The sequence below is a fragment of the Aquisalinus luteolus genome (genome assembly GCF_009712425.2).
Classification (GTDB): Bacteria; Pseudomonadota; Alphaproteobacteria; order Caulobacterales; family Parvularculaceae; genus Aquisalinus; species Aquisalinus luteolus.
On sequence record NZ_VCJR02000005.1, the window covers coordinates 19740 to 41490 of the forward strand.

Below are 21751 nucleotides of genomic sequence, written 5' to 3' on the forward strand. Positions count from 1 at the left end.
GGCAGGGCATCTAGTGTTTCGCGTATGATATTTTTCGAGTCGTCTTTTCCCGCGATGACAGGCGGCGATGCAGGGGCATTGCCTGCCTATGATCATTATTGTGCGCAATTACTGGGCTATGGGCCAAAGCTGCGCGACCTGTTTGCTGCGGCCGATGCGGCGCCAGACTGCGCGCTGCTAAACGCCAACGCAGCCTGCCTGCACCTGGCCTTCGAAGGTCGGGAAGGCTGGGATCATGCGGCGCCCTATCTGGTCAAGGCGGGCAAGGCGCTTGTCCACGCGAGCGACCATGAACGCCGGTTCTGTGACGCCGTCGCCGCCTGGTCGCGGCGCGATTTCCCCGGGGCGCTGTCGCGGTTCGAGGCGCTGGCAATGGAATGGCCCGCCGATCTCGTCGCCATCAAATGGGGCCAGTACCACGCATTCAATCTGGGTGATCAGGCGGCGCTGTTGCGCCTTGGTCAGCTTGCGATAGAGCACCATGCCGGCAAGCCATATATTCACGGCCTGCTCGCCTTTGCGCTGGAGCAGTCTCACGATCTGCGCGGGGCAGAGCGCGAGGCCCGCCACGCCGTGGAAGTCGCCATCGACGATGCGTGGGCGCATCATGCCCTTGCCCATGTCATGGAAACGGAGGGGCGGGTACAGGACGGGGTAAAATGGATGGCCCATTGCGCCCATATCTGGGACGCAAAAGGCACCTTCATCCGCGAACACAATTGGTGGCATACGGCGCTTTTCCATCTGGCGCTTGGCAACGAGGCGCAGGTTTTCGAGATTTTCGATGACCACCTCTGGGGCGAATGGCCGGAATTTCCGCAAGAGCAGATTGGTGCGGCATCGATGCTGTGGCGGCTGGAGCTGCAGGGGTTTGATGCGGGTGAGCGCTGGCAGCCCGTGGCCGATCAGGCCCGCACGCGCAAGGGCGATCACCTGTTCCCCTTCCACGACCTGCATTACCTGTTCGCTCTGGCGCGCTGCGGCCGTGACGGGGAAATAGAGGAATTCATCCGTTCACTGGAAAATCGTGCTTCGCAGTGTTGCGAAAGTACGAGCGCGGCGTGGCAACGCGCTGCCCTGCCGGCGGCACAAGGCATTGTTGCCTTCGCCAGGGGAGACAAGGAACTCGCGGCAGAATATCTGGCAACGGCAATGCCCTATCTAGAGAAAATTGGCGGCAGCCATGCCCAGCGAGCGATATTCACGCAAACCCTCGAAGCTGCACGCAGTCGCACAGGCGCACTAAAAGGCAGCAATAGCGCCGGATGACAGGTTTTTCTTGAGGGTCTGTGCCTGATCAGGGCTGTTTTGATTGCGCCGGCGTGTGCAGGCGAACCACATTGCTCTGCCCACGTCCTTCTATCTGGTCGAGCGCCGATGCCAGATATTCCGATGACATCGGCATTTCAAGAAGATCATCGAGACTAAGGACCTCTTCGCGCTTGATGCGTTCGCGCGCAGCACCCAGCTCGCTTTCTTCTTCCATACCAATGAGGACCAGCGCGGAAATATCCAGCTTTTGCGTGTCGTTCAGACCATTGTAGACGCCATCCAGATCTGCACGGTCTACCCTGGTGCTATGCATTTCCAGATTGTCGTGGATATCGTCCGTATCGTTGGACCCATCATTCTGCGAAGTTGATGCCTCTACCGCATGCCATTTGCGCAGGTAAACGATGAGTTCACCGATGATATCGGGGCTGATTTCGAGACTAGCAGACATTCTTGCAACATTTCTTTTTCTATGTACCGGATACAGTCAGTCAACACGGCAAGAATGGGGAAGTTCGGTCACAGCGGCGTCATAATTTAAAGCCGGTTAAGTTTGCTGCCCTGAGTGATGTGTCTCAGTTGGCCAGTTTCAGCTTCTGGCGATCGAAGTAGCGCAATACCTGTTCCAGTTCGTGCCCGCGCTTGAGGATCTGGCCCGTCATCGAAATGATGGAATAGGCACCCTGTTTTCGAGCAAGCTTCGGTGTCTTTTCGATCCGGTAGAGCGGCGCTTCGGACGTTCGGCGGAAAATGGAAAAGACCGCCGCGTCGCGCAGGCTGTCGATGGCATAATCGCGCCAGTCTCCGGATGCGACGAAAAACCCGTAGACATTGAGGATCTTGCTGAGCTCGCCGCGATTGAAGGCAACCATGGCCGGTTGCCGGTGAGACTGCTGCTGCGCTGGTTCAAATGGCGTCATTGTGAAAAACGTATGACAGCTTTTCGCGGCTGACAAGCCTCGGCGACCATATGCCAATGAATACACCAAGGGCGCGAAATCGCCGCATTTTGCCCATTTCGATGCCCGAATGCGCAGCGATAACTGGTCGTCCAGGCGGGAGTGAGCGTCGCCGGAATACGCCCCCCAGCCCCTCCGCTGACGTATCGCGTCTTCCGCCTGGACCTTCCCCCTTCGCTCGCCCCTTCTGCATTATTGGCTGTGAGATCTGGCGAGCTGTGCTAGCCCTCAGCTCATGACCAGCCTGTTTGCCACCCTCATTCCGCTTTACGGCGTCATTGCTGCTGGCTGGCTGGCCGGTCGGCTGGGCGTAATGGGCCAGAACGCGGCGCAGGTGCTCTCACGCTTCGTGTTCCTGTTTGCCATGCCGGTTGCGGTGTTCGGATTCTTTGCCGCTGCCCCACCGCCGGATGCGCAGGTGCTGCCGATGATGGCAGCCTATTTCCTCGCTGCCGGGATCATGATGCTGGCGACGGGCCTTGCTGCGCGCAAGCGTTATGGCCTGACCGTGCCAGAGACCGGCGCCCACGCTTTCGTGTCCACCTGCGGTAATGCAATCTTCCTCGGGCTGCCGATCGCGCTCAGTATCGATGGGTGGGGCCAGCCCTTCCTGATGCTGATGCTGCTAGAGGGCACTTTCGTTTACGGCGCATCGGTGCTTCTTTTTCAGTGGCCGGAAAATGACGGATCCGGCACCAAAGTCAGCCGCTTGTTGTTTCAGGCCCTTGGCCGAACCATTCGCACACCGATCGTTCTGGCAACGCTGACCGGGCTTGCCATCTCGCTGATGCAAATCAGCCTGCCGTCAATGATCGCGGACTTTGCGCGCTTCTTCGGCGCGGCGGCCGCACCGACAGGCCTGTTCGTTGTCGGACTATACATCGCCGCCCTGCCCAAGGCGGAACTCGGCAAATATGTGGACATGATCGTGATGACCGGCACGGCGAAACTGATGCTGTTGCCGGGCCTGACCTTCCTGTTCGCGGGGCTGCTCACCGGCTGGAACATGACGCTGGTCGCGACGGCGACGTTTTTCACCAGCCTGCCGCCTGCCGTTTCCGCCGTCGTGCAGGCCAGTCACTTCGGCGTCTATGAGCGCCGCTGCGCCGCCGCTCTCGTCACGTTGACCCCGCTCAGCCTGGTCTCCGTCACGGTGCTGTTGCTGATCCTCGCCAGCTAGAACAGCTCAAGACCCAATTCACGGAACAGCGCCTCGTCGCGGCTTTCACCTGGATTATCCGTGGTCAGAAGGCGCTCGCCCACGAAGATCGAATTGGCCCCTGCTGCAAAGCACAGCGCCTGCGTCTCGTCGCTCATCGCCTCGCGCCCAGCCGACAGCCGCACCATGGAGGTCGGCATCATGATGCGGGCGACGGCGATGACGCGGGCGAACTCGATGCCGGATATCTGTTTCTCGCCGTCCAGCACTTCATCGCCCAGCGGCGTCCCGCGCACCGGCACCAGCGCGTTGATTGGCACGCTTTCCGGGTGCGGCGTCATGCGAGCAAGCGCTATCAGCAGACCGGCGCGGTCCTCAGCCTGCTCGCCCATGCCGATGATGCCGCCGCAGCAGACCTTCATGCCGGACTGGCGCACCCGCTCCAACGTCTCGATCCGATCCTCGAATGTCCGTGTGGAGATGACCCGGCCATAATCCTTCGGTGAGGTATCGATATTATGGTTGTAATAATCGAGCCCGGCATCGGACAGTGCCTGCGCCTGACCATCCGAGAGCATGCCGAGGGTCATGCAGGTCTCCAGCCCCATCGCCTTCACGCGGGAGACCATCTCGGTCAGCGCATCCATGTCGCGGTCCTTTGGCTCGCGCCATGCCGCGCCCATGCAGAAGCGCGACGCCCCACCCGCCTTGGCTGCCTCGGCCTCGGCGACAACTGCCTCGACCGCCATCAGCCTGGACGCGGTCAGGCCGGTCTTGAACTTGGCCGACTGGTTGCAATAGCCGCAATCCTCCGGACAGCCGCCGGTCTTGATCGAGCAGAGCTGCGAGGCCTGCACCGCGTTGGCGCGATGATACTGGCGATGGACCGTCTGTGCCCGGAACAGCAGTTCCGTGAACGGCAGGGCGAAAAGCGCGTCGACCTCCTCTCGCGTCCAGTCATGGCGGCTCGCATCCGTATGGGTCTCTGCAACGCTATCGAGCATTCATGTCTCCTTGCTGTTTCGGTCGGATGTGTCGGGGTCCCGGTCGAGGTCTCGCTCCCGTGACGGGGCGGTCTCGAACATGCGCAGGAAGCCGAACACCTGGTGTTTCGGTCTGGTCTCGAATGACTGTTTTTCGATTGTATCGTCAATGAAAAAGGCGGCAACCATGGCCGCCATGATCGCAATTGCGACGCACACCCAGACCAGTGCACGGAAGCTTTCGGCCATGGCGAACTTGTAGGTTTCCGCCTGCTCGCCATAGAGATAGTCACCAGCGCCATAGTCGATCACCTCGGCGATCATGCCGCCTGAGCGCTCATAGGCAAAGGAGGCAATGACGCCGAAACCGACGATGGCGAAAAGGGTTGCTGCTCGGGCCAGCGCATTGTTGATGCCGGAGGCAGCACCATGGCTGTCTTCCGGCGTGGCATTGAAGATCGCCGTCGTCATGGCCGGGGCGACCAGCGCCATGCCGACGCCGAAGATCAGCATCGACATGAATGCCCCGAAAATGGAATCCGACCACGGAAAAACGCCCATCGAACAGAAGGCGAGCGCACAGGTCAGCGACCCGGCAGCCAGCATGAGGCGCACTCCGACGCGTTTCATCAGGTAACCGGAGATTGTGGTGATCGCGACCATGGGCACGGCGAAGCCGAGGAAGGCGATGCCGGACTGGTCGACGGAATAGCCCCAGGCATCGTTGAGCACGATGGGATAGAAGACGAAGATGCCGCCAAGGGCACCATAGATGAGCATGGTCACGACATTGACCGCGTTGAACATGTTGGATTCGAACAGCTGGGGCGGTGCCATTGGCGTCTTTGCATTGCGCTCGACACGGATCAACACACCGATGGCAATGATGCCGACGAGGATGGCAAGACCCCAGCCACTGGTCAGGAAGCCCATCGGCTCGACATTGCCGGTCTCCGACAGGGTGATGAGGCCGAAGGCGATACCGCCGCAACCGATGATCGCAAGCACTGCGCCGGTCCAGTCGATCCGATCCGGCTGGCGCGGCGGCGGGCGCGATGTCGTCAGAAACAGGGTGATGGCAAGCGCGGCAAGGCCGAAGGGGATGTTCATGAAGAATATCCAGCGCCACGACACCTGTTCGGCGAGGATGCCGCCGATGGGCGGGCCGAGGCCGGTCATCAGCGCTGACGCCGCCGACCAGATGCCGATGGCCGAGCCGCGATGTTCCCGGTCGAAGGCATTGGCGATGAGGGTCAGCGACATCGGCGTCAACAGGGCAGCGCCGATGCCCTGCGCCGCGCGCGCGGCGATAAGGATCTCCTCCGTCGGGGCAATACCACAGGCAAGTGAGCCGAGGGAAAAGACCCCAACGCCCCACGCAAAGACGGCGCGGCGACCATAGAAATCGCCCAGCGAACCACCAATCAGCATCAGCGAAGCCAGGAACATCATGTAGATCGAAGCGATCCAGAGCATGTCGCCGAGACTGGCCCCCAGCCCCTCCTGGATCGGGTCGAGCGCCAGCGTCACCGCCGTGCCGTTGATGAATGCCATGGAGGAGCCGAGGATCGACGCGGCGAGCACGGCCATGCGCTCGCGCGGCTGATAGTCCAGCCACGGCTGTTCCGGATTGGGGATGCCCTGCCCGCCCACGCTCTGCTCTGTGTCAGCCATACGAATACCTGCCGACACCCTAGCCTGTATCGGTACAATTGCGAGGACTAGCATTGCGTTGAATCACAAAAAAGCCCTGCATGAAGACCATCGGAGAGCCTGCGCAAGTATCGGCTACAACGCCCCTTCCGAACCTTTATCGGCTTTAAAGTGTCTGTAGCGCGATAGCGTAATCAACCGATGGAGTACCCGCATGTCCACTTTTGGCATTTACCTGATCGGCTATATCATTTTCGTCGCCGGTGTCGTCTGGGGCCTCAGCCTGCTCGGCGTGCCGCCCGTCTGGCTTGGCGTCGTTGGCATCACCCTTGCCGGGCTTGGCATCCTGACCGGCGTAGGCAAGACGCGGAAACGCGACACCAATACGGAATAGCGTAAAAACCGGACGTTTTTTTCAAAGGGCTGGCTTTCGTGCCAGCCCTTTGTTTTTTCTAAGTTTTTCCAACCTTAAAGAAATATCGAACGGTCATGCCATACTAAAAATGGCAACCGAGTACCTTGAAATCCAAGTTTACTTTATTTTATAAAGTACACGGGTTTTTGAAGCGCCGATGGGGCCACCCCAAAAAGGAGAAATCATATGTCAAAGTCACAATCACTCTTCACACGTCTCGCCTGCACCGCTGTGGCCGGTTTCTTGGCTCTGGGCGCTGCTGGTGCCGCAACCGCGGCCGATGTCTCGATCACCCTGACTGGCGTGAAGGAAGGCGGCACGCTGTATGTCGGGTTGCAGACAGAAGACCAGTTCATGAGCATGGAAACGGTCGGTGGCGAGAGCATGACCGTCAATGCCGATGGCGATGTCACCATTTCGCTGGCAGGCATCGAGCCCGGCACTTATGCCTTTTCGATCTGGCATGATATCAACGGCAACGGCGAGTTTGACATGGCTCCGCAAGGCTGGCCCGAAGATGGCTGGAGTGCATACAACGTCACCATGATCATGGGTGCACCAAGCTTTTCGCAAGTGTCCTTCAAGGTAGATGACGCCGGCTTCGAAACAACCGAGCCGATGATCTATCCGGAATTCTTCACGAATATGCCGTAGGCTAAGGGTCCTACCGCCCCCTCCGCCCCTTGCGGAGAACCTCCCCCGTTTTGACGGGGGAGGAATGACATCGCACCTAATCCGAAACACGCGCCCTTTCTTCTCCTGCAAGCGGGGCAAGTTCCCTCGCAGAAGGCGATAGGGGCACGACGATATCGCCGCGAGCAAATTGCCCGAAGCGTTGGGAAGATTGAGGGGGCCCGTGGAAGCGCTACCGGCTCCATAAGCAAAAGTATAAATGTAGGTAGCCTCACGCTCCGCCTTTTTGCCCAGGGGGCAGTGAACAGGCAGCTCAGCCACGATCCTCATCGCGACTTGTTTTCGATAATAAAACAACGAAACCATTCGGGGAAAAGGTTTCTGCCCTGATCACTTCCTGCGCACTCGGCCATATTGATCAAGTATCCTCACCCGCCGCCCGGGCATGCCGATATATTCATCGGTCTGACGCCGCCCGGCACGGTCCTCCACCGTGACACTGAACCGGTAACCTTTTCGATCCATATAAAATCTTGCCGATGCCTCAACGTACATCTCTGGAAGGGCATTGTGCTTTTTGCAAAGCCGGGCGAAGCCGTCCTTATACAAAGCGATCTGCTTTCTCAGCCTCGGCGACAATTTGGCACGATTAGCCCGACCCGTCAGAAAATCGACAGTTATCGCATGGCCCATCTGGCGCGGCAGCTCCCGATAAATGTCGATCATGTACGCTCCAACAAGAAGGCTGCAGCCGCATGACAGGGAGTCCGCCGCGTTATGCGCGATTGATCTGAGCACGCCGAACTTGGCGGGCTTTACCGGTTGCGTAACCCGGTCCCTAGATATCCAGGGCAGCCGAAAGCGCATTGTCCTGGATGAATTCGCGGCGCGGCTCGACAAGGTCACCCATCAGGCGGGAGAACACGCCATCGGCGATGTCACCATCCTCGATCTGGACCTGCAACAGCGTGCGGGCGTTGGAATCGAGTGTCGTCTCCCACAGCTGGTCAGGGTTCATCTCGCCGAGACCCTTGTAGCGCTGCATCTTGATGCCCTTCTGGCCTGCGGCGCGGATCGCTTCCAGCATCATGCCCGGCCCCCAGACAGGGCGTTGGTCATCGCCCTGGCGCCAGACGGACGGCCGGTCGAAGATTTCGCGGATCGATTCCGTCGCCTCGTTCAGACGGCGGGCATCGCCGCTCGACAGAAGCTCCGCATGCAACGTGTGAACCTCCATAACGCCGCGCAGCTCGCGCTCGACCGATAAGCCGCCGGAGCCATCGAGATGGGCGACCCAGCCCTGCTCCACCTCGTCGGAGACGATGTCGAGACGGGCAGCCACCTTGTCGGCGATCGCCTGGCCTTCCTCACCGTCGGGGATAGCCCTGCCCATGGCGCCGGCAAGCGCCGCCTGAACCAGCACCTCGCGCGAGAACCGCGCCGGGAAATTCGCCAGCTTGTCCATGAAGGAGCGTGCTTTGGCGATGGTATCGGCAAGGTCCGCGCCGATGATCTTTTCCCCGGAGGCCAGCTCAAGCTGGGCGCCGTCGATACCATCAGCATAGAGATAGTCTTCCAGCGCCTTTTCATCGAGGAGGTATTGTTCAGACTTGCCGCGCGAAACCTTGAACAGCGGCGGCTGGGCGATATAGAGATAGCCGCGTTTGACGATTTCCGGCATCTGACGGAAGAAGAAGGTCAACAAGAGCGTGCGGATATGGGCGCCGTCGACGTCGGCGTCGGTCATGATGATGATCTTGTGATAGCGCAGCTTGTCGATGTTGAAATCGTCCCGCCCGATGCCGGTACCGAGCGCGGTGATCAGCGTACCGATCTCCTGGCTGGACAGCATGCGGTCGAAGCGCGCGCGTTCCACGTTCAGGATCTTGCCGCGCAGGGGCAGGATCGCCTGGTTTTCCCGCGCCCTCGCCTGCTTGGCGGAGCCGCCGGCGGAGTCACCCTCCACGATGAACAGTTCGGCCAGCGCCGGATCGCGTTCCTGGCAGTCGGCAAGCTTGCCTGGCAGGGACGCCATGTCGAGCGCGCCCTTGCGGCGGGTCAGTTCGCGGGCCTTGCGCGCAGCCTCGCGGGCAGCAGCCGCCTCGACCACTTTCTGGACCAGCTTCTTGGCCTCTGCCGGGTGTTCCTCAAACCAGAAGCCAAGATTCTCGCCGACGACATTCTCCACCACAGGGCGCACTTCGGAGGAGACCAGCTTGTCTTTCGTCTGTGAACTGAACTTCGGGTCCGGCACCTTGACGGAGAGGACGCAGGTCAACCCCTCGCGCGCATCGTCACCGGTCAGCGAGACTTTCTCTTTCTTCAGCAGGCCGGAGCTTTGTGCGTAATTGTTGACGATGCGCGTCAATGCCGCTCGGAAACCGGCAAGGTGGGTGCCGCCATCGCGCTGAGGGATATTGTTGGTGAAGCACAGCACTTTCTCGTGGTAGCTGTCATTCCACCACAGCGCGACCTCGACAGAGATGCCGTCGCGGTCAGCCGAAAACGCGACCGGGTCGGAGACGAGCGCGGACTTGGACGAGTCCAGATAGCGGACATATTCGACGAGCCCGCCTTCATAGAGCATTTTCACTTCCTTGCCTTCGACATGGCGGTCATCCTTGATGATGATCGTCACGCCGGAGTTGAGGAAGGCCAGTTCGCGCAGGCGACGTTCCAGCGTCTCGAAATCGAATTCGGTGATCGCGAAAATCTCTGCAGACGGATGGAAGGTAACCTCCGTGCCGGTACGGCCAGCCGCCTCGCCGACGACTTTCAGGTCTTCCTGTGCGTCGCCGAAATTGAACATCATCTCGTGCAGCTTGCCGCCGCGCCGGATGCGCAGGCGCAGCCAGTCGGACAGCGCGTTGACGACGGAAACACCGACGCCGTGCAGGCCGCCGGAAACCTTGTAGGAATTCTGGTCGAACTTACCGCCTGCGTGCAGCTGGGTCATGATGACCTGCGCGGCGGACATGCCTTCTTCCTCGTGCCACTCAACCGGGATGCCGCGGCCGTTGTCGCGGACGGTACAGGAGCCATCCTCGTTGAGGATCACCTCGACCGTATCGCAATAGCCAGCGAGCGCCTCGTCGATCGCATTGTCGACAACCTCGTAGACCATGTGATGCAAGCCGGAGCCGTCATCGGTGTCGCCGATATACATGCCGGGGCGCTTGCGCACGGCGTCGAGCCCCTTGAGAACCTTGATCGATTCCGCACCATATTCGCTCTTCTCGGCGGCCAGTTCGCTGAGAGTTTCAGGCGCCGTTTCAGGGGTATTATCTGAAGTATTCCGGGCGGTGTTTTCTGTCGGCTCGTCGGCCATGAAAATCCTTGAAAATATGAGGTTTCTGAGTCGGTCCAAACTAGCGGATTTGGCCGCCCACGTCCAATCGCAAACACCTGTTTTTCAAAGGCTTTTTTTGCAGCTAGCCAGCTTCCGTCACCGTGCCGCCGCGGACCGTGAAAGACTGGGCACGAGTGCCCCATGCGGCGAACAGATCGGGGTCCGTTCCGGTCATGAAAACCTGCAGGCCGGTCTCCTCCAGAATGTCGAAAAGCGCGGCCCTTCGGTCAGGGTCGAGATGGGCGGCGATCTCGTCGAGCAGCAGGACGAGCGGGGCGCCAGCGGTGATGTCTGACGCCTCCTGCTGCAGCGATCTGGCATTGGCGAGGACCAGCCCGATCAGCAGCGCCTTCTGCTCGCCGGTCGAGCACAGCCGCGCCGCCTGACCCTTGGCCTTGTGGGTGACGAGAAGGTCCGTGCGGTGCGGCCCTACAAGGGCGCGCCCGGCATCGGCATCGCGCGGACGCATGGCGCGCAGTTTTGCCTCGAACGCCTCTTCGACCTCGCCGGCCTTTTGCGACTGCAATTGCTCCTCCAGCCGGCCATCGAGGGCGACACCGGCAGCGGGGAAGACAGCCTCATCGATCAGCCGCGCCCCGGCAGCGAGGCGGCGGGCCATGTCGAGACGGGCAGCTGCCATGGCGACACCGGCCTCGGCCATTTGGGTCTCCAGCACCCCGAGCAGGGTTTCATCGACCCGCGGCCAGTTCTCCAGCAGTTTCGTGCGCTGGCGCATGGCTTTCTCGTACGTTGCGGCGGCGCGGCCGTGAGACGGGTCGTGGGACATGGTCATGCGATCGAGGAACCGGCGGCGCTCGGACGCGCCTTCCATGAACAGCCGGTCCTGCGCCGGGGTCAGCCAGACGAAGCGCAGGTAGTCGAGCAGCGCCGTCGGCCCGCTGGCGGGAGCGCCGTCGATGCGGGTGATGCGCTTGTCGCTGTGAGCGGAGATGCCGGTGCCGAGCCGCGTCTCCTCCCCATAATGATCTTCGAGAACGGCGCTGACCGACCAGCCGCCACTTGCCGGATCATCAGGGGCGCCCTGCCGGGCCAGCTCGTCCATCTTCGCGCCACGCATGCCGCGCCCGGCAGAGACCATGGACAGGGCCTCCAGCAGGTTAGTTTTCCCGGCGCCATTGGGCCCGGTCAGCACGACGGGCCGGCCATCGAGTGCGAGGTCGAGTCCGGCATAGGAGCGGAAATCGGTCAGGGTTATCCGCCTGATGCGGAAGGTCATCTGGCCCGTCAGACCCGAAGCGGCATCAGCACGTAGAGCGCGTCGGTATCTTCCTCATCATGGATGATGGTCGGTGAGGACGGGTCGGCGAACTTGAACGTCACCGTCTCGCCATCGATCTGGTGGGAAACGTCAATGAGGTATTTCGCGTTGAACCCGATCTCCAGCCCCTCGGCGTCGAAATCGACATTGAGCTCTTCCAGGGCGCTGCCGGCCTCCGGATTGTTGACCATCAGCTTCAGCCGGTCTGACTCCAGCACCATCTTGACCGAGCGCGTCTTGTCGGCGGACACGGTGGAGACACGGTCGACGGCCTTGGCGAAATCCTTGTTGTCGAGTTTCAGGATGCGGTCATTGCCGGACGGGATGACGCGCTGATAGTCCGGGAACGTCCCGTCGATCAGCTTCGAGGTCAGCGTCAGCGTCGAGAACGTGAAGCGCACTTTGGATTCCGAGACCATGACCTGCACGGTATCCTCGGCATCATCAAGCAGGCGGCGCAGCTCGGTAACCGCCTTGCGGGGGATGATCACGCCCGGCATGGAGGCCGCGCCATCTGGCAGGTCGGCGTTGAGACGCGCGAGGCGGTGACCGTCGGTCGCGACCGCGCGCAGGCACGGGCCGTCATCATCCTCATGGGCGTGGAAATAGACACCGTTGAGGTAATAGCGCGTTTCTTCCTGCGACATGGCAAAACGCGTCTTGTCGATCAGGCGACGCAGGCTGGGCGCGGGCATGGTGAAGGTCGTGCCGTCCTGGGCCGCAGTCAGCATCGGGAAATCCTGGTCCGGCAGCACGGCGAGGGAAAACTCCGACTTGCCGGCGGACAGTTTCAGGCGGCCATTGTCGCCATCCGTATCGAGACGAACCTGCGCGCCTTCCGGCAGGCGGCGGACGATCTCGTACAGCGTCAGCGCGGAGGCGGTGATAGCGCCCTGCGTCTCGACATCTGCGGTGACCTGTTCTGCAATCTCGATATCGAGGTCGGTGGCAGTCAGCGACAGCATGGAGCCTTCGGCCTGCATCAGCACGTTGGAAAGGATCGGGATCGTATTGCGGCGTTCAACGACGCTTTGCACGTGGCCAAGGGCCTTCAGGAATACGGACCGTTCGATGGTGACCTTCATTGAGCGTGCCTTTTCGTCAGCAATATCAGCGGATACGCGAAAACCGGGACCCGAACCAATCAGCGGATTCGGCCCGTCCTCACAAGTCAGGGGAGCCGACTATAAGCGAAAGGCCGGGGCCATGACCAGCCCCGGCCCTGATTTTCATGGCAATATACGTGCGTTTCAGTCGCCGAACTCATCCATCAGGCGGGAGATGCGCTCGCCGAATTCCGGGCTGGTCTCGGCCAGCACCTCGCCCCGGTCGAGCGAGGACAGGACGGTGGTGTGGTCGCGGTTGAGGCAGGCACCGATTTCCTTCAGCGGGGCGTCGGTCAGCTTGCGGGCCAGCAGGCAGAAGGCGTGGCGGCCCTTGACGATGGTCTGCGGGCGGCGGCGGCTCTTCAGGTCGGCGACCGACAGGCCGAAAGCGTCGGCAACGGCGCTCATCAGGTCGTCGAGGGTGAACTCCTTCTTGCGGAAGCGCTGCATCTCCTGCAGCACCGACAGCACATAGGCGTCGCTCATCGGTTCCGCGTCGGACGAGCGCTGGCAGGTTTCGGCTCGCAGTCGGATGGAGCGATAGGCCCCTTCGATCTCGCGGATCGAGGCATCGCAGCGGCGCGCGATCATCTGCAGGTAACGCTCCTCGACGCAGACACGGTTGTTCGTGCAGTCATAATCGGCCATCTGGCGCAGGATCTTCAGGCGCAAGCCGAAATCGGGTTTGTCCATCTGCACGGCGAGGCCGCCGCCGAGACGATCCGTCAGGCGATGGTTGAGGCCGGTTTCGGCGAGAGCCGACGGCGCCATGGAACCGGCGACGATGACCGTGCCGCCCTTGGCGACGAGGCGGTCGATCAGGGTCAGCAGCTCTTCCTGGGTGGCCTTCCGCCCACGGAGCATGTGGACGTCATCGACCATCAAGAGATCGATCTGGTCGAGATAGGCGCGCAGCTCCGGCAGGTTTTTCGACATGACGGCGGTGACATAGCCGTTCAGCAGGTTGTCATAGGTAAGGTACAGCACCTTGTCGCCGGGACGACGGTTCAGCCATTCAAGGCCGATCGAGTTCAGGAGATGCGTTTTCCCGCGGCCCGGTCCGCCATGATAATAAACAACGCCCGTCGTCTCGTTTTCCAGAACGGAATTGGCAGCGGCCTGTGCAAGGCGGTTGCAGTCGCTGACGCAGAAACGCTCGAAGGACAGGGTGGCGTTGAGCGGCGCCGCGATGTTGAGGCCGGGATCGGCTTCCGGTGCCTGTTGCGGTGCCGCTTCTTCCTTCTGGACCGCACGCAATTGGGCGACCGGGCGACGCGCGTCATTGGCGGCAGCCATCTCGCGCGCTGCAATGCCCTTGTTGGCAACGAGCTTCATGCCGCCTGACGGCTTGCGGCGCACCGGCACGGACGCAACGATGCCACCATTGCCACCACGGACCTGGAAGGACTGGACCGGCCCGCACTTCTCCCGCCAGATATCGACCATATCCTCGGAGAAGCGCTCGCAGATCTGCTTCGCGGTGAACTGCGACGGCGCGGAAATGATGACGCGCTCCTCTTCATAGTCATCCAGCACCAGCATCTTGAACCAGCTTTCATAGGTCGCGACGCCATAACGGCCACGCAGCGCCTGCTTGTAATCCTCGAATTTCCGTTCACAGGACTGGCGATCATGAAATTTACGGTCTGGCGTATCGTTCAACATGGTTCAGCCTTTCGCGCGCATCTTCTCTGTACGGACGACAAAGCCGATCCGTCACGCGCTTGTTTTCGCGTTAATGGTTAAATGGTTAAATCAGATTGGAAGAGAGATAGAGTCGCTATAAGCCGGAGGACAGGCAACGAACTGGCAGGTAGCTCGTCTTGAGACCGGAAACCGTAATGCCATTGGCTGAAGAGGTTTTTCCGTTGCGTATCCCAAGAGTCGTTCTCATTATCCTACCCGCTTCTCTTAAATAAATCCCACACAGACCGAGTACGGATTATACACCGCTTCGATCGCCCCGCGCGAACTCTCTACCGAATTTTTGGCCGAAATTGGCCCGACTTCTGGCTCCTGCTTCGCCGCCGAGAGCACCACCCTGAAGGGAATTCACTCGTCCGCATTCGCCATAATGTCTGGCAATAAAAGCGCATTGACCGCGCATGATCAAGCCCGGATTTCACGCATTTGGTGTCATTTTATGACAAAAAAGTTGCGGCTGCTTATTGACTCATTGAATCTAAAAAACTTTTTCAGACGAAAAAATTTCAATGAATTTTTTTGCAGTACCGGCCTTGCATATTTTGAGCAAATGGCTGGCTTTGAGCAAATAACATGGCATCCAGTGCGTCTTGCACTGCGTGCGCCAGATCATACCACGAGCACAGGGTTGATTTAAAATGAAAAAACCTGCCGCCTCGAAAAAGGCGACAGGTTCTGTGTACTGATCGTTGCTGCGTTGGCGAACGGATTCTTACGCAGACAGGGCCTTGATGCGGCCGGACAGGCGAGAGATTTTTCTCGCTGCCATGTTCTTGTGGAAGATGCCTTTGGTCACGGCGCGCTGCAGTTCCGGCTGGGCGGCCTGCAGGGCTTCGTTAGCCTTGGCCTGATCACCGGAAGCAATCGCCTCTTCAACGCGACGCAGGAAGGTGCGCACGCGCGAACGGCGCGACTTCTGCACAGCCGTGCGACGGGCGATCTTGCGGACCATTTTCTTGGCAGATGAGGTATTTGCCATTTTCGTCAATCTCTTGGTCAAAAGTGAATTAGAACGCGGCTTATAGAAGGCCGGGGATGGCCAGTCAACACAATAAAATCGTAAAATTCAAGCGCCCCAAAAGCCCCATGGGTCAAGGCTGTCCCTCACCTCTGACAGGCCCCGCAATAGAAAGTCGAGCGGCCGGACTGGACCAGCCGCCTGATGTCCCCGCCACAGGCGCTGCAGGGCTGCCCCTCGCGATCATAGACCCGGAATGTATGCTGGAAATAGCCCAGCGCGCCGTCAGGCCCGGCATGATCGCGCAGGGAGGAGCCGCCCGCCTCTATCGCTTCCGTCAGGACCTGCCTGATCTCGCCCGCCAGGCGCTCGGCCCGCTGACCTGCGACCGTGCCCGCCTTGCGCCGGGGCGATATGCCGGCCCGGTACAGCGCCTCGCAGACATAGATATTGCCTAGCCCCGCCACCACGCGCTGGTCGAGCAGCGCCTGCTTGATCGGGGCAGCCTTGCCTTTCAGCCTTTCAGCCAGAACCGGCCCGGAAAATTCATTGCCCAGCGGCTCAGGCCCCATGCCGGCAAAATGGCGGGAGGTCTCTATCTCGTCGCCCGGGATCAGGTCCATGAAACCAAACCGGCGGGCGTCATTATAGGTCACCCGGTAAGGGCCCGCCGGGCCCGCCAGCTGGAAGACGACGTGGTCGTGTTCCTCCAGCGCGGGCAGCTGGTGATGAAAGCGCCCGGGATCGACGGTCTCGTCGCCGCCCTCGATCCGGAACCGGCCCGACATGCCCAGATGCATGACCAGCGTCTCGCCGCTCGTGAGATGCGCCAGCAGGTATTTTGCCCGCCGGTCGAGGCTTGCCACCCGCCAGCCGGTCAGGCGGCGGGAGAAACGGTCAGGAAAGGCAAAGCGCAGGTCGGCCCGCCGGTTGGTGGCCGCGACAATCGTCGCCCCTTCCATGACCGGGGAAAGGCCGCGCCGGACGGTTTCGACTTCTGGCAGTTCGGGCATCGCTTCGCCGTGCTTGCTGATTGCTGTGTGATGGACATTCAGGGCCAGGTGATGGCCATCTGCACGGATACGCTGCGCAGGACGAAACGCTATGCCATCCTTTCGCCGAAAGCGAGTCTCCACGTCAGGTCAGGCAATCGCATCAATCTGGATAGATTTTCAGTAGCGTTCCAGCAGAGGACCGGGCCGGGCGGAAGGGTTGAGCCCCGCCGTGCGTTCGGCGCTGAAGGTGAATGTCCCGGTCAGGCGGCATTTCACGCCAGCCTTGCGGCTGTTGGGGATCATGCCGGAGATGGCCTTCACTTCAGCCTCGACACCGACCGGCACCTCGCCGTCATAGATGATGACGGCCTGACCGCAATCGCTGACCTCACCCTTGGTGCGCAGCGGCTCTATGCTGACGGTCTCCGGATCAAGCACATAGCCATAAGGCGCCGTCAGCGCCATGACGCGCGAACAGCTGGAGCGCTTGCCGGTCATAGAGGTCATTTCGGTGCGGCATTCACGGACATCGGAAAGAGTGGTCGCCTCGACAGGCTCTGCCGCATAGGCAGGCGTGGCCAGCACCGCGACAAACAGCCCGGCTGGCACGACTGACAGCATGTTTCTGGTCAGGGACATGGTGTTTTCTCTACTCCAAACTCTTTTGCAGCCCTCTTTCACGCCGAGAGCAAGCGTAACCCGCTTAATACTATTTATTTAGTTAAATATCAGCAACGAACGGTCGGAAAAATGCGACGAACGGCAAGGGCCTTTGGCCGGCCCGTGCGCCCGAAGCAGCCTTGGGACGGGGTCGGACAGGGCCGCCGAACAGTCTGGCCAATGACAAAAAACCCCGGCCCAAGGCCGGGGTTTCTGTTTTCTTGTCAGGAAGGCCCCGACTTACTGGCCGTCTTTTTCCTTCAGGGCAGCGCCCAGGATGTCGCCAAGGGAGGCACCGGAGTCGGCAGAACCGAACTGCTCGACGGCCTCTTTCTCTTCGGCCATTTCGCGGGCCTTGATCGACAGCGTCAGGCGGCGCGACTTCATGTCGACAGCGATGATGCGGGCATCAACCTTGTCGCCGACAGCGAAGCGTTCCGGACGCTGATCGTTGCGATCGCGGGACAGGTCGGATTTGCGGATGAACGATTTCGGACCGTTCTCGCCGCCAACCTGGACCTCGATACCGCCATTCTCGATCGCGGTAACCTCGCAGGTCACGTCGGCACCCTTGCGCAGGTCGCCAACGCTTTCCATCGGATCGCCATCAAGCTGCTTGATGCCGAGCGCGATGCGCTCCTTGTCCGGATCGACGTCGAGGATCTTGGCCTTGACCACGTCACCCTTCTTGTACTCCTTGATGGCGTCGTCGCCGGAGCGGTTCCAGTCGAGATCCGACAGGTGGACCATGCCGTCCATGTCTTCCTCGATACCGATGAACAGACCGAACTCGGTGATGTTCTTGATCTCGCCTTCGACGACGGAGCCGATCGGGTGCTTCTCGGCGAAGTTTTCCCACGGATTGTCGGCGCACTGTTTCAGGCCGAGCGAGATACGACGCTTGTCTTCGTCGACTTCCAGCACCATGACCTCGACCTCCTGGGTGGTCGACACGATCTTGTTCGGGTGGACGTTCTTCTTGACCCAGGACATTTCGGAAACGTGGACAAGGCCCTCGATACCGTCTTCCAGCTCGACGAAAGCACCATAGTCGGTGATGTTCGTGACCTTGCCGGTGAACTTGGCACCCAGCGGGTATTTCGCGGCAACGCCTTCCCATGGATCGGGCGCCAGCTGCTTCATGCCGAGCGAGATGCGGTGGCTTTCCGGGTTGATCTTGATGATCTTGACCTGGATCGTGTCGTTGACGTTGATCACCTCGGACGGGTGGTTGACGCGCGACCAGCTCATGTCGGTGACGTGCAGCAGGCCATCGACGCCCGGTGCCAGCTCGACGAACGCACCGTAATCGGTGATGTTCTTGACGATACCTTCGCGGACATCGCCTTCGTCCAGTTCCTTGACGACTTCTTCGCGATGTTCTGCACGATCCTCTTCGAGGATGGCACGGCGGGACACGACGATGTTGCCGCGGCGCTTGTCCATCTTCAGGATACGGAAGGGCTGGGTGATGTTCATCAGCGGGGAGGCATCGCGCACGGGGCGGATGTCGACCTGCGAACCCGGCAGGAAGGCTACGGCGCCGCCGAGGTCGACGGTGAAGCCGCCCTTAACGCGGTTGAAGATGACGCCATCGACGCGCTCTTCATCCTCGAAGCTCTTCTCGAGGTTCGTCCAGGCTTCTTCGCGGCGGGCTTTCTCGCGCGAGATGACAGCTTCGCCATTGGCGTTCTCGACGCGCTCGACGAATACTTCGACCTTGTCACCAACCTTGATGGTGTTGGTCTTGCCGGGAACGGAAAATTCTCTCAGGGGGACGCGGCCTTCGGTTTTCAGGCCCACATCGACGATGGCCATGTCTTTTTCGATGGCCGTGACAGTGCCGGTTACGACAGTGTCTTCAAAGTTCTGCCGATCGACGATCGACGCTTCGAACATTTCCGCGAAATCATCCACGGACGGGTTAAGTGTTTCAGACAAGTTGTCTACTCCAGTTTCAATAGCTTTCCTGCCAACCGGTTTTGTCCGGCGGTCTTCCCGTTTTACCTGGCCTTTTGGGGAGTCAGGGCGGGCGTCTTAGAAGCTTTTCAAGGTGACGGCACGAGCGGACCAACCCAAACACAAAGAAGCATCAGAAGGTTTTGAGGGTCAGCTTACTGAAAAGTTGCCGTCACGCGCCTCCTGTTGCCCGGTCGATCACGCGGCGCACCGCCGCGAATGCGCCGTCTATATCCAAATCAGTGGTATCAATCAAGTGTGCATCCTGTGCGGCTTTCATCGGTGCAGCCTCGCGCGAGGCATCGCGCCGATCGCGCCGCTTGATGTCGTCGAGCACGCTTTCAAGCACGATTGACGGGTCCTGAAGGCTGAGTTCCTTCCAGCGGCGCTTTGCCCTTTCCTCTGCCGAGGCATCGATGAATAGCTTCACCGTCGCATCGGGACAGATGACCGTGCCGATATCGCGCCCGTCCAGCACCGTGCCGGCACGCCCCGCCGGCGGGTTGAAGGCGAAATCGCGCTGGAACTGCAACAGCGCCGCGCGCACCGCCGGGACAGACGCCACATGGGACGCGGCGCGGCCAACCTCCGGCGTGCGGATATCCGCGCCATCGATCAGGTCAAGCGTGAAGATCTCCGCGACTTTCGCCGCCTCCTCCGCATTGCGCGGATCGAGCCCGCGGGCAAGCACAAGCCAGCCGACCCCGCGATAGAGCCGGCCGGTGTCGAGATATTCAAGGTCATAGAAATGCGCGATGCGGCGCGACACTGTGCCCTTGCCCGACGCGGCGGGCCCGTCGACAGCAATCACTATCGGCTTCTTGACTATCTCTTCGGGCGTTGCGTCCATCATGGGTCAAAATCTTTAGGCACAACTGGCGAGGGGGTAAAGAGGCAGGACGGCAATCCTCCCCGCCTCTTTCATCGGCTCTGCCCCTAGTCGCTGAAACAGCGCTGGCGGGTGCCGTATTGGGTTTCCTCGACATCGTAGCAGCGCAATTCGGATTGCTTTTGATATTCCGGCTGCCAGTTCATCAGCTCGTCATAGGCAGCGTCGATCTCCGCGCGGCGGGCGGCTTCGCGGCGATTGGCCTCGTCCCACTCGGCCTGCTGGCGGGCCTTCTCGCGCATGACCTGGTTGTAGTTGCGCTCCCACGTCTTGCGGGCCAGCGGCAGCACTTCTGGGGGGATTGCCGCGCACAGGGCCTGATCGGGCGCGCCCCAGCGGTCGAAGACGCGGGCAAGGCCGACGAAGTCCGATTCAGGCTGGGTGAAGCTGTTCCAGTCATGGGCGATATTGCGCGAATACCAGATCGCCGCCTGGCAATTGCCGCCCTGGACGTAAGCCTCGGAGAAGGTCTGGTTGCGCCACATCCACCGCTCGACGAAGGCGACCCAGTCATTCTGGTTCCAGATATTGGGCTGGGTGTTGCGGAACTCTTCCTCGGCGCCATAGGCCTCGAACAGTTTCGGGTCCTGCTTGGCGATCCAGTCGCCCAGCTCCTGCGGCATGGGCGGGCATTCCTGTCCGGCTGCCTGTGTCTTCTCGAATTTCAGCGCCCAGCTGATGCCGGCATCCGGCACGGGATCGACGATGAAGCTCAACCGGTCGCGGTTGATGCCGCCGAAAACATAGGAATAGGCGATCTGGCAGCCATCGAGCGTGCCGAAACGCTGATAGTCATTGCGAGCCAGCAGCCGCTCGCGCTTGGACTTGCGCAGATATTCGGTCTCGCGGGCCTGCTTCTCGGCGGCGGCTTGCGCCGCAGCGGCAGCCTCGGCTTCCCGTGCAGCGATCTGCACCGGGTCTTCTAGGGCGGCATAATTGTTGTCGTCATAGAACTGCATGAAAGACGGGATCAGCTCGGCCGGCGCGACACCGCATCGCGTCGCCCCTTCATCGGGTTTGTTGCGCACCTGATTGATCAGGTAGTAGGCGAGCATGCCCCATTCGCGGTATCTGGCGATCTGGGCGTCGGTCATCGGCGGCGCTTCGCTGCGGTAATTTTCTCCGCGGTAAAACATCGTCTGTCCGGCGCGAAAACAGATATCGATCGGCAGGTCCGTTTCGGTCAGACCAAGCTCATCGAGATAGACACCCTCACCGGCAGAGCCAAAGCAATCGCCAACGACCGCCATGGCGTTGCGTACGGCGCTCGCGGGCGGCGGGTTCCTGAAATAGGCCGTGGAGACGCCATTTTCCGGCACGTCGAACTGGCTGAGCTCATTCGCGATGTCATAATTCAGCGGCAGTCCGCATTCACGCTCACCATTGAAGCACGCAGCAAAACTATCGCGGGACACGTATTCCATTTCGTTCAGGAACTGGTCGCCGGTGACGTGCCACTTCAGGATCATCGTCGCCATCGAATTATCGGGGATGAACCAGTATTTCGTGCCATCACTTCGATACGTCAGATTGTAAAAGTTCTCGGAGATCATGCATTGCTTGTTCTGCTCATAGGGCGTCCAGTCGCGCTGGACGGTTTGCGCATGGGCGCCCGGAGCGTGCATGCTGGCAAACAGAATGATCAGGCTGAAAATGGATAGATAAATACGCGACATGATTAATTCCCCCTTGAAGGGGTCCTGATCTACCCGTTTCGCCGACGCTTGCCTACCCCGTAACGGCACTACCAGACAGTGGCAGGAAAATTGCAATCAGGG

General features: G+C 60.5%; 19 protein-coding genes. 4 read left to right on the forward strand and 15 right to left on the reverse strand.

The window, feature by feature from the left end; genetic code table 11:
* The first annotated feature begins 24 nt into the window (after nucleotides 1-24).
* Complete coding sequence (locus FF098_RS15995) at nucleotides 25-1269, forward strand: tetratricopeptide repeat protein (RefSeq protein WP_155142433.1); 1245 nt, start codon at nucleotides 25-27, stop codon at nucleotides 1267-1269.
* 28 nt (nucleotides 1270-1297) lie between these two features.
* On the opposite strand, the gene FF098_RS16000 is transcribed toward FF098_RS15995, so the two are convergent.
* Both FF098_RS16000 and FF098_RS16005 read right to left on the reverse strand, forming a co-directional pair.
* Nucleotides 1298-1723, reverse strand: a complete 426-nt coding sequence (locus FF098_RS16000; RefSeq protein ID WP_155142435.1) for a DUF3775 domain-containing protein — start codon at nucleotides 1721-1723, stop codon at nucleotides 1298-1300.
* Between the two features lie 124 nt (nucleotides 1724-1847).
* Nucleotides 1848-2192: a DUF2794 domain-containing protein gene (locus FF098_RS16005; RefSeq protein WP_155142437.1), complete on the reverse strand. Its 345-nt coding sequence runs from the start codon at nucleotides 2190-2192 to the stop codon at nucleotides 1848-1850.
* Nucleotides 2193-2466: 274 nt separating this feature from the next.
* Between FF098_RS16005 and FF098_RS16010 the strand changes: the two genes are divergently transcribed.
* Nucleotides 2467-3411, forward strand: coding sequence for an AEC family transporter (locus tag FF098_RS16010; RefSeq protein WP_155142439.1), 945 nt, complete (start codon nucleotides 2467-2469; stop codon nucleotides 3409-3411).
* On the opposite strand, the gene bioB is transcribed toward FF098_RS16010, so the two are convergent.
* Nucleotides 3408-4394: a biotin synthase BioB gene (bioB, locus tag FF098_RS16015; protein ID WP_155142441.1), complete on the reverse strand. Its 987-nt coding sequence runs from the start codon at nucleotides 4392-4394 to the stop codon at nucleotides 3408-3410. The genes FF098_RS16010 and bioB overlap by 4 nt on opposite strands.
* Nucleotides 4395-6047: an MFS transporter gene (locus tag FF098_RS16020; RefSeq protein WP_166426592.1), complete on the reverse strand. Its 1653-nt coding sequence runs from the start codon at nucleotides 6045-6047 to the stop codon at nucleotides 4395-4397.
* A gap of 193 nt (nucleotides 6048-6240) precedes the next feature.
* Between FF098_RS16020 and FF098_RS16025 the strand changes: the two genes are divergently transcribed.
* Together FF098_RS16025 and FF098_RS16030 are read left to right on the forward strand one after the other, a co-directional pair.
* On the forward strand, nucleotides 6241-6420 hold the full coding sequence (locus tag FF098_RS16025; RefSeq protein WP_155142445.1) for a hypothetical protein: 180 nt from the start codon (nucleotides 6241-6243) through the stop codon (nucleotides 6418-6420).
* A gap of 207 nt (nucleotides 6421-6627) precedes the next feature.
* On the forward strand, nucleotides 6628-7095 hold the full coding sequence (locus tag FF098_RS16030) for a DUF2141 domain-containing protein (RefSeq protein ID WP_155142447.1): 468 nt from the start codon (nucleotides 6628-6630) through the stop codon (nucleotides 7093-7095).
* A 369-nt stretch (nucleotides 7096-7464) separates the two neighbouring features.
* On the opposite strand, the gene FF098_RS16035 is transcribed toward FF098_RS16030, so the two are convergent.
* The 11 genes from FF098_RS16035 to FF098_RS16085 all read right to left on the reverse strand — a co-directional run bounded on the left by FF098_RS16035 (nucleotide 7465) and on the right by FF098_RS16085 (nucleotide 21649).
* Nucleotides 7465-7800: a hypothetical protein gene (locus tag FF098_RS16035; RefSeq protein ID WP_155142449.1), complete on the reverse strand. Its 336-nt coding sequence runs from the start codon at nucleotides 7798-7800 to the stop codon at nucleotides 7465-7467.
* 112 nt (nucleotides 7801-7912) lie between these two features.
* Nucleotides 7913-10402 carry a DNA topoisomerase (ATP-hydrolyzing) subunit B gene (gyrB, locus tag FF098_RS16040; protein ID WP_155142451.1) on the reverse strand — a complete coding sequence of 830 codons (2490 nt, stop codon included), beginning with the start codon at nucleotides 10400-10402 and terminating at the stop codon, nucleotides 7913-7915.
* 103 nt (nucleotides 10403-10505) lie between these two features.
* Nucleotides 10506-11660: a DNA replication/repair protein RecF gene (gene recF / locus FF098_RS16045; RefSeq protein WP_155142453.1), complete on the reverse strand. Its 1155-nt coding sequence runs from the start codon at nucleotides 11658-11660 to the stop codon at nucleotides 10506-10508.
* An 8-nt stretch (nucleotides 11661-11668) separates the two neighbouring features.
* A complete protein-coding gene (gene dnaN / locus FF098_RS16050; protein WP_155142455.1) occupies nucleotides 11669-12787 on the reverse strand; it encodes a DNA polymerase III subunit beta in 1119 nt (372 codons plus the stop codon).
* Between the two features lie 165 nt (nucleotides 12788-12952).
* On the reverse strand, nucleotides 12953-14473 hold the full coding sequence (locus tag FF098_RS16055) for a DnaA ATPase domain-containing protein (RefSeq protein ID WP_155142457.1): 1521 nt from the start codon (nucleotides 14471-14473) through the stop codon (nucleotides 12953-12955).
* Nucleotides 14474-15224: 751 nt separating this feature from the next.
* The gene (gene rpsT / locus FF098_RS16060; protein ID WP_155142459.1) at nucleotides 15225-15491 is read right to left on the reverse strand and encodes a 30S ribosomal protein S20; all 267 of its coding nucleotides are present in this window, start codon (nucleotides 15489-15491) and stop codon (nucleotides 15225-15227) included.
* Nucleotides 15492-15616: 125 nt separating this feature from the next.
* Nucleotides 15617-16483 (reverse strand): bifunctional DNA-formamidopyrimidine glycosylase/DNA-(apurinic or apyrimidinic site) lyase, encoded by an 867-nt coding sequence (gene mutM, locus FF098_RS16065; RefSeq protein ID WP_155142461.1) that lies wholly within the window; start codon nucleotides 16481-16483, stop codon nucleotides 15617-15619.
* A gap of 159 nt (nucleotides 16484-16642) precedes the next feature.
* Nucleotides 16643-17104: a hypothetical protein gene (locus FF098_RS16070; RefSeq protein WP_155142463.1), complete on the reverse strand. Its 462-nt coding sequence runs from the start codon at nucleotides 17102-17104 to the stop codon at nucleotides 16643-16645.
* A gap of 261 nt (nucleotides 17105-17365) precedes the next feature.
* Nucleotides 17366-19066 (reverse strand): 30S ribosomal protein S1, encoded by a 1701-nt coding sequence (rpsA, locus tag FF098_RS16075; protein WP_155142465.1) that lies wholly within the window; start codon nucleotides 19064-19066, stop codon nucleotides 17366-17368.
* A gap of 190 nt (nucleotides 19067-19256) precedes the next feature.
* The gene (cmk, locus tag FF098_RS16080; protein ID WP_229714614.1) at nucleotides 19257-19937 is read right to left on the reverse strand and encodes a (d)CMP kinase; all 681 of its coding nucleotides are present in this window, start codon (nucleotides 19935-19937) and stop codon (nucleotides 19257-19259) included.
* A gap of 83 nt (nucleotides 19938-20020) precedes the next feature.
* On the reverse strand, nucleotides 20021-21649 hold the full coding sequence (locus tag FF098_RS16085; protein WP_155142467.1) for a hypothetical protein: 1629 nt from the start codon (nucleotides 21647-21649) through the stop codon (nucleotides 20021-20023).
* Nucleotides 21650-21751: the final 102 nt, after the last annotated feature.

Excerpts from the sequence above, each read along its gene's own strand:
- FF098_RS15995 (WP_155142433.1), top strand. The coding sequence starts at position 25 with ATGATATTTTTCGAGTCGTCTTTTCCCGCGATGACAGGCGGCGATGCA.
- FF098_RS16000 (WP_155142435.1), bottom strand. The coding sequence starts at position 1,723 with ATGTCTGCTAGTCTCGAAATCAGCCCCGATATCATCGGTGAACTCATC.
- FF098_RS16005 (WP_155142437.1), bottom strand. The coding sequence starts at position 2,192 with ATGACGCCATTTGAACCAGCGCAGCAGCAGTCTCACCGGCAACCGGCC.
- FF098_RS16010 (WP_155142439.1), top strand. The coding sequence starts at position 2,467 with ATGACCAGCCTGTTTGCCACCCTCATTCCGCTTTACGGCGTCATTGCT.
- bioB (WP_155142441.1), bottom strand. The coding sequence starts at position 4,394 with ATGCTCGATAGCGTTGCAGAGACCCATACGGATGCGAGCCGCCATGAC.
- FF098_RS16020 (WP_166426592.1), bottom strand. The coding sequence starts at position 6,047 with ATGGCTGACACAGAGCAGAGCGTGGGCGGGCAGGGCATCCCCAATCCG.
- FF098_RS16025 (WP_155142445.1), top strand. The coding sequence starts at position 6,241 with ATGTCCACTTTTGGCATTTACCTGATCGGCTATATCATTTTCGTCGCC.
- FF098_RS16030 (WP_155142447.1), top strand. The coding sequence starts at position 6,628 with ATGTCAAAGTCACAATCACTCTTCACACGTCTCGCCTGCACCGCTGTG.
- FF098_RS16035 (WP_155142449.1), bottom strand. The coding sequence starts at position 7,800 with ATGATCGACATTTATCGGGAGCTGCCGCGCCAGATGGGCCATGCGATA.
- gyrB (WP_155142451.1), bottom strand. The coding sequence starts at position 10,402 with ATGGCCGACGAGCCGACAGAAAACACCGCCCGGAATACTTCAGATAAT.
- recF (WP_155142453.1), bottom strand. The coding sequence starts at position 11,660 with ATGACCTTCCGCATCAGGCGGATAACCCTGACCGATTTCCGCTCCTAT.
- dnaN (WP_155142455.1), bottom strand. The coding sequence starts at position 12,787 with ATGAAGGTCACCATCGAACGGTCCGTATTCCTGAAGGCCCTTGGCCAC.
- FF098_RS16055 (WP_155142457.1), bottom strand. The coding sequence starts at position 14,473 with ATGTTGAACGATACGCCAGACCGTAAATTTCATGATCGCCAGTCCTGT.
- rpsT (WP_155142459.1), bottom strand. The coding sequence starts at position 15,491 with ATGGCAAATACCTCATCTGCCAAGAAAATGGTCCGCAAGATCGCCCGT.
- mutM (WP_155142461.1), bottom strand. The coding sequence starts at position 16,483 with ATGCCCGAACTGCCAGAAGTCGAAACCGTCCGGCGCGGCCTTTCCCCG.
- FF098_RS16070 (WP_155142463.1), bottom strand. The coding sequence starts at position 17,104 with ATGTCCCTGACCAGAAACATGCTGTCAGTCGTGCCAGCCGGGCTGTTT.
- cmk (WP_229714614.1), bottom strand. The coding sequence starts at position 19,937 with ATGATGGACGCAACGCCCGAAGAGATAGTCAAGAAGCCGATAGTGATT.
- FF098_RS16085 (WP_155142467.1), bottom strand. The coding sequence starts at position 21,649 with ATGTCGCGTATTTATCTATCCATTTTCAGCCTGATCATTCTGTTTGCC.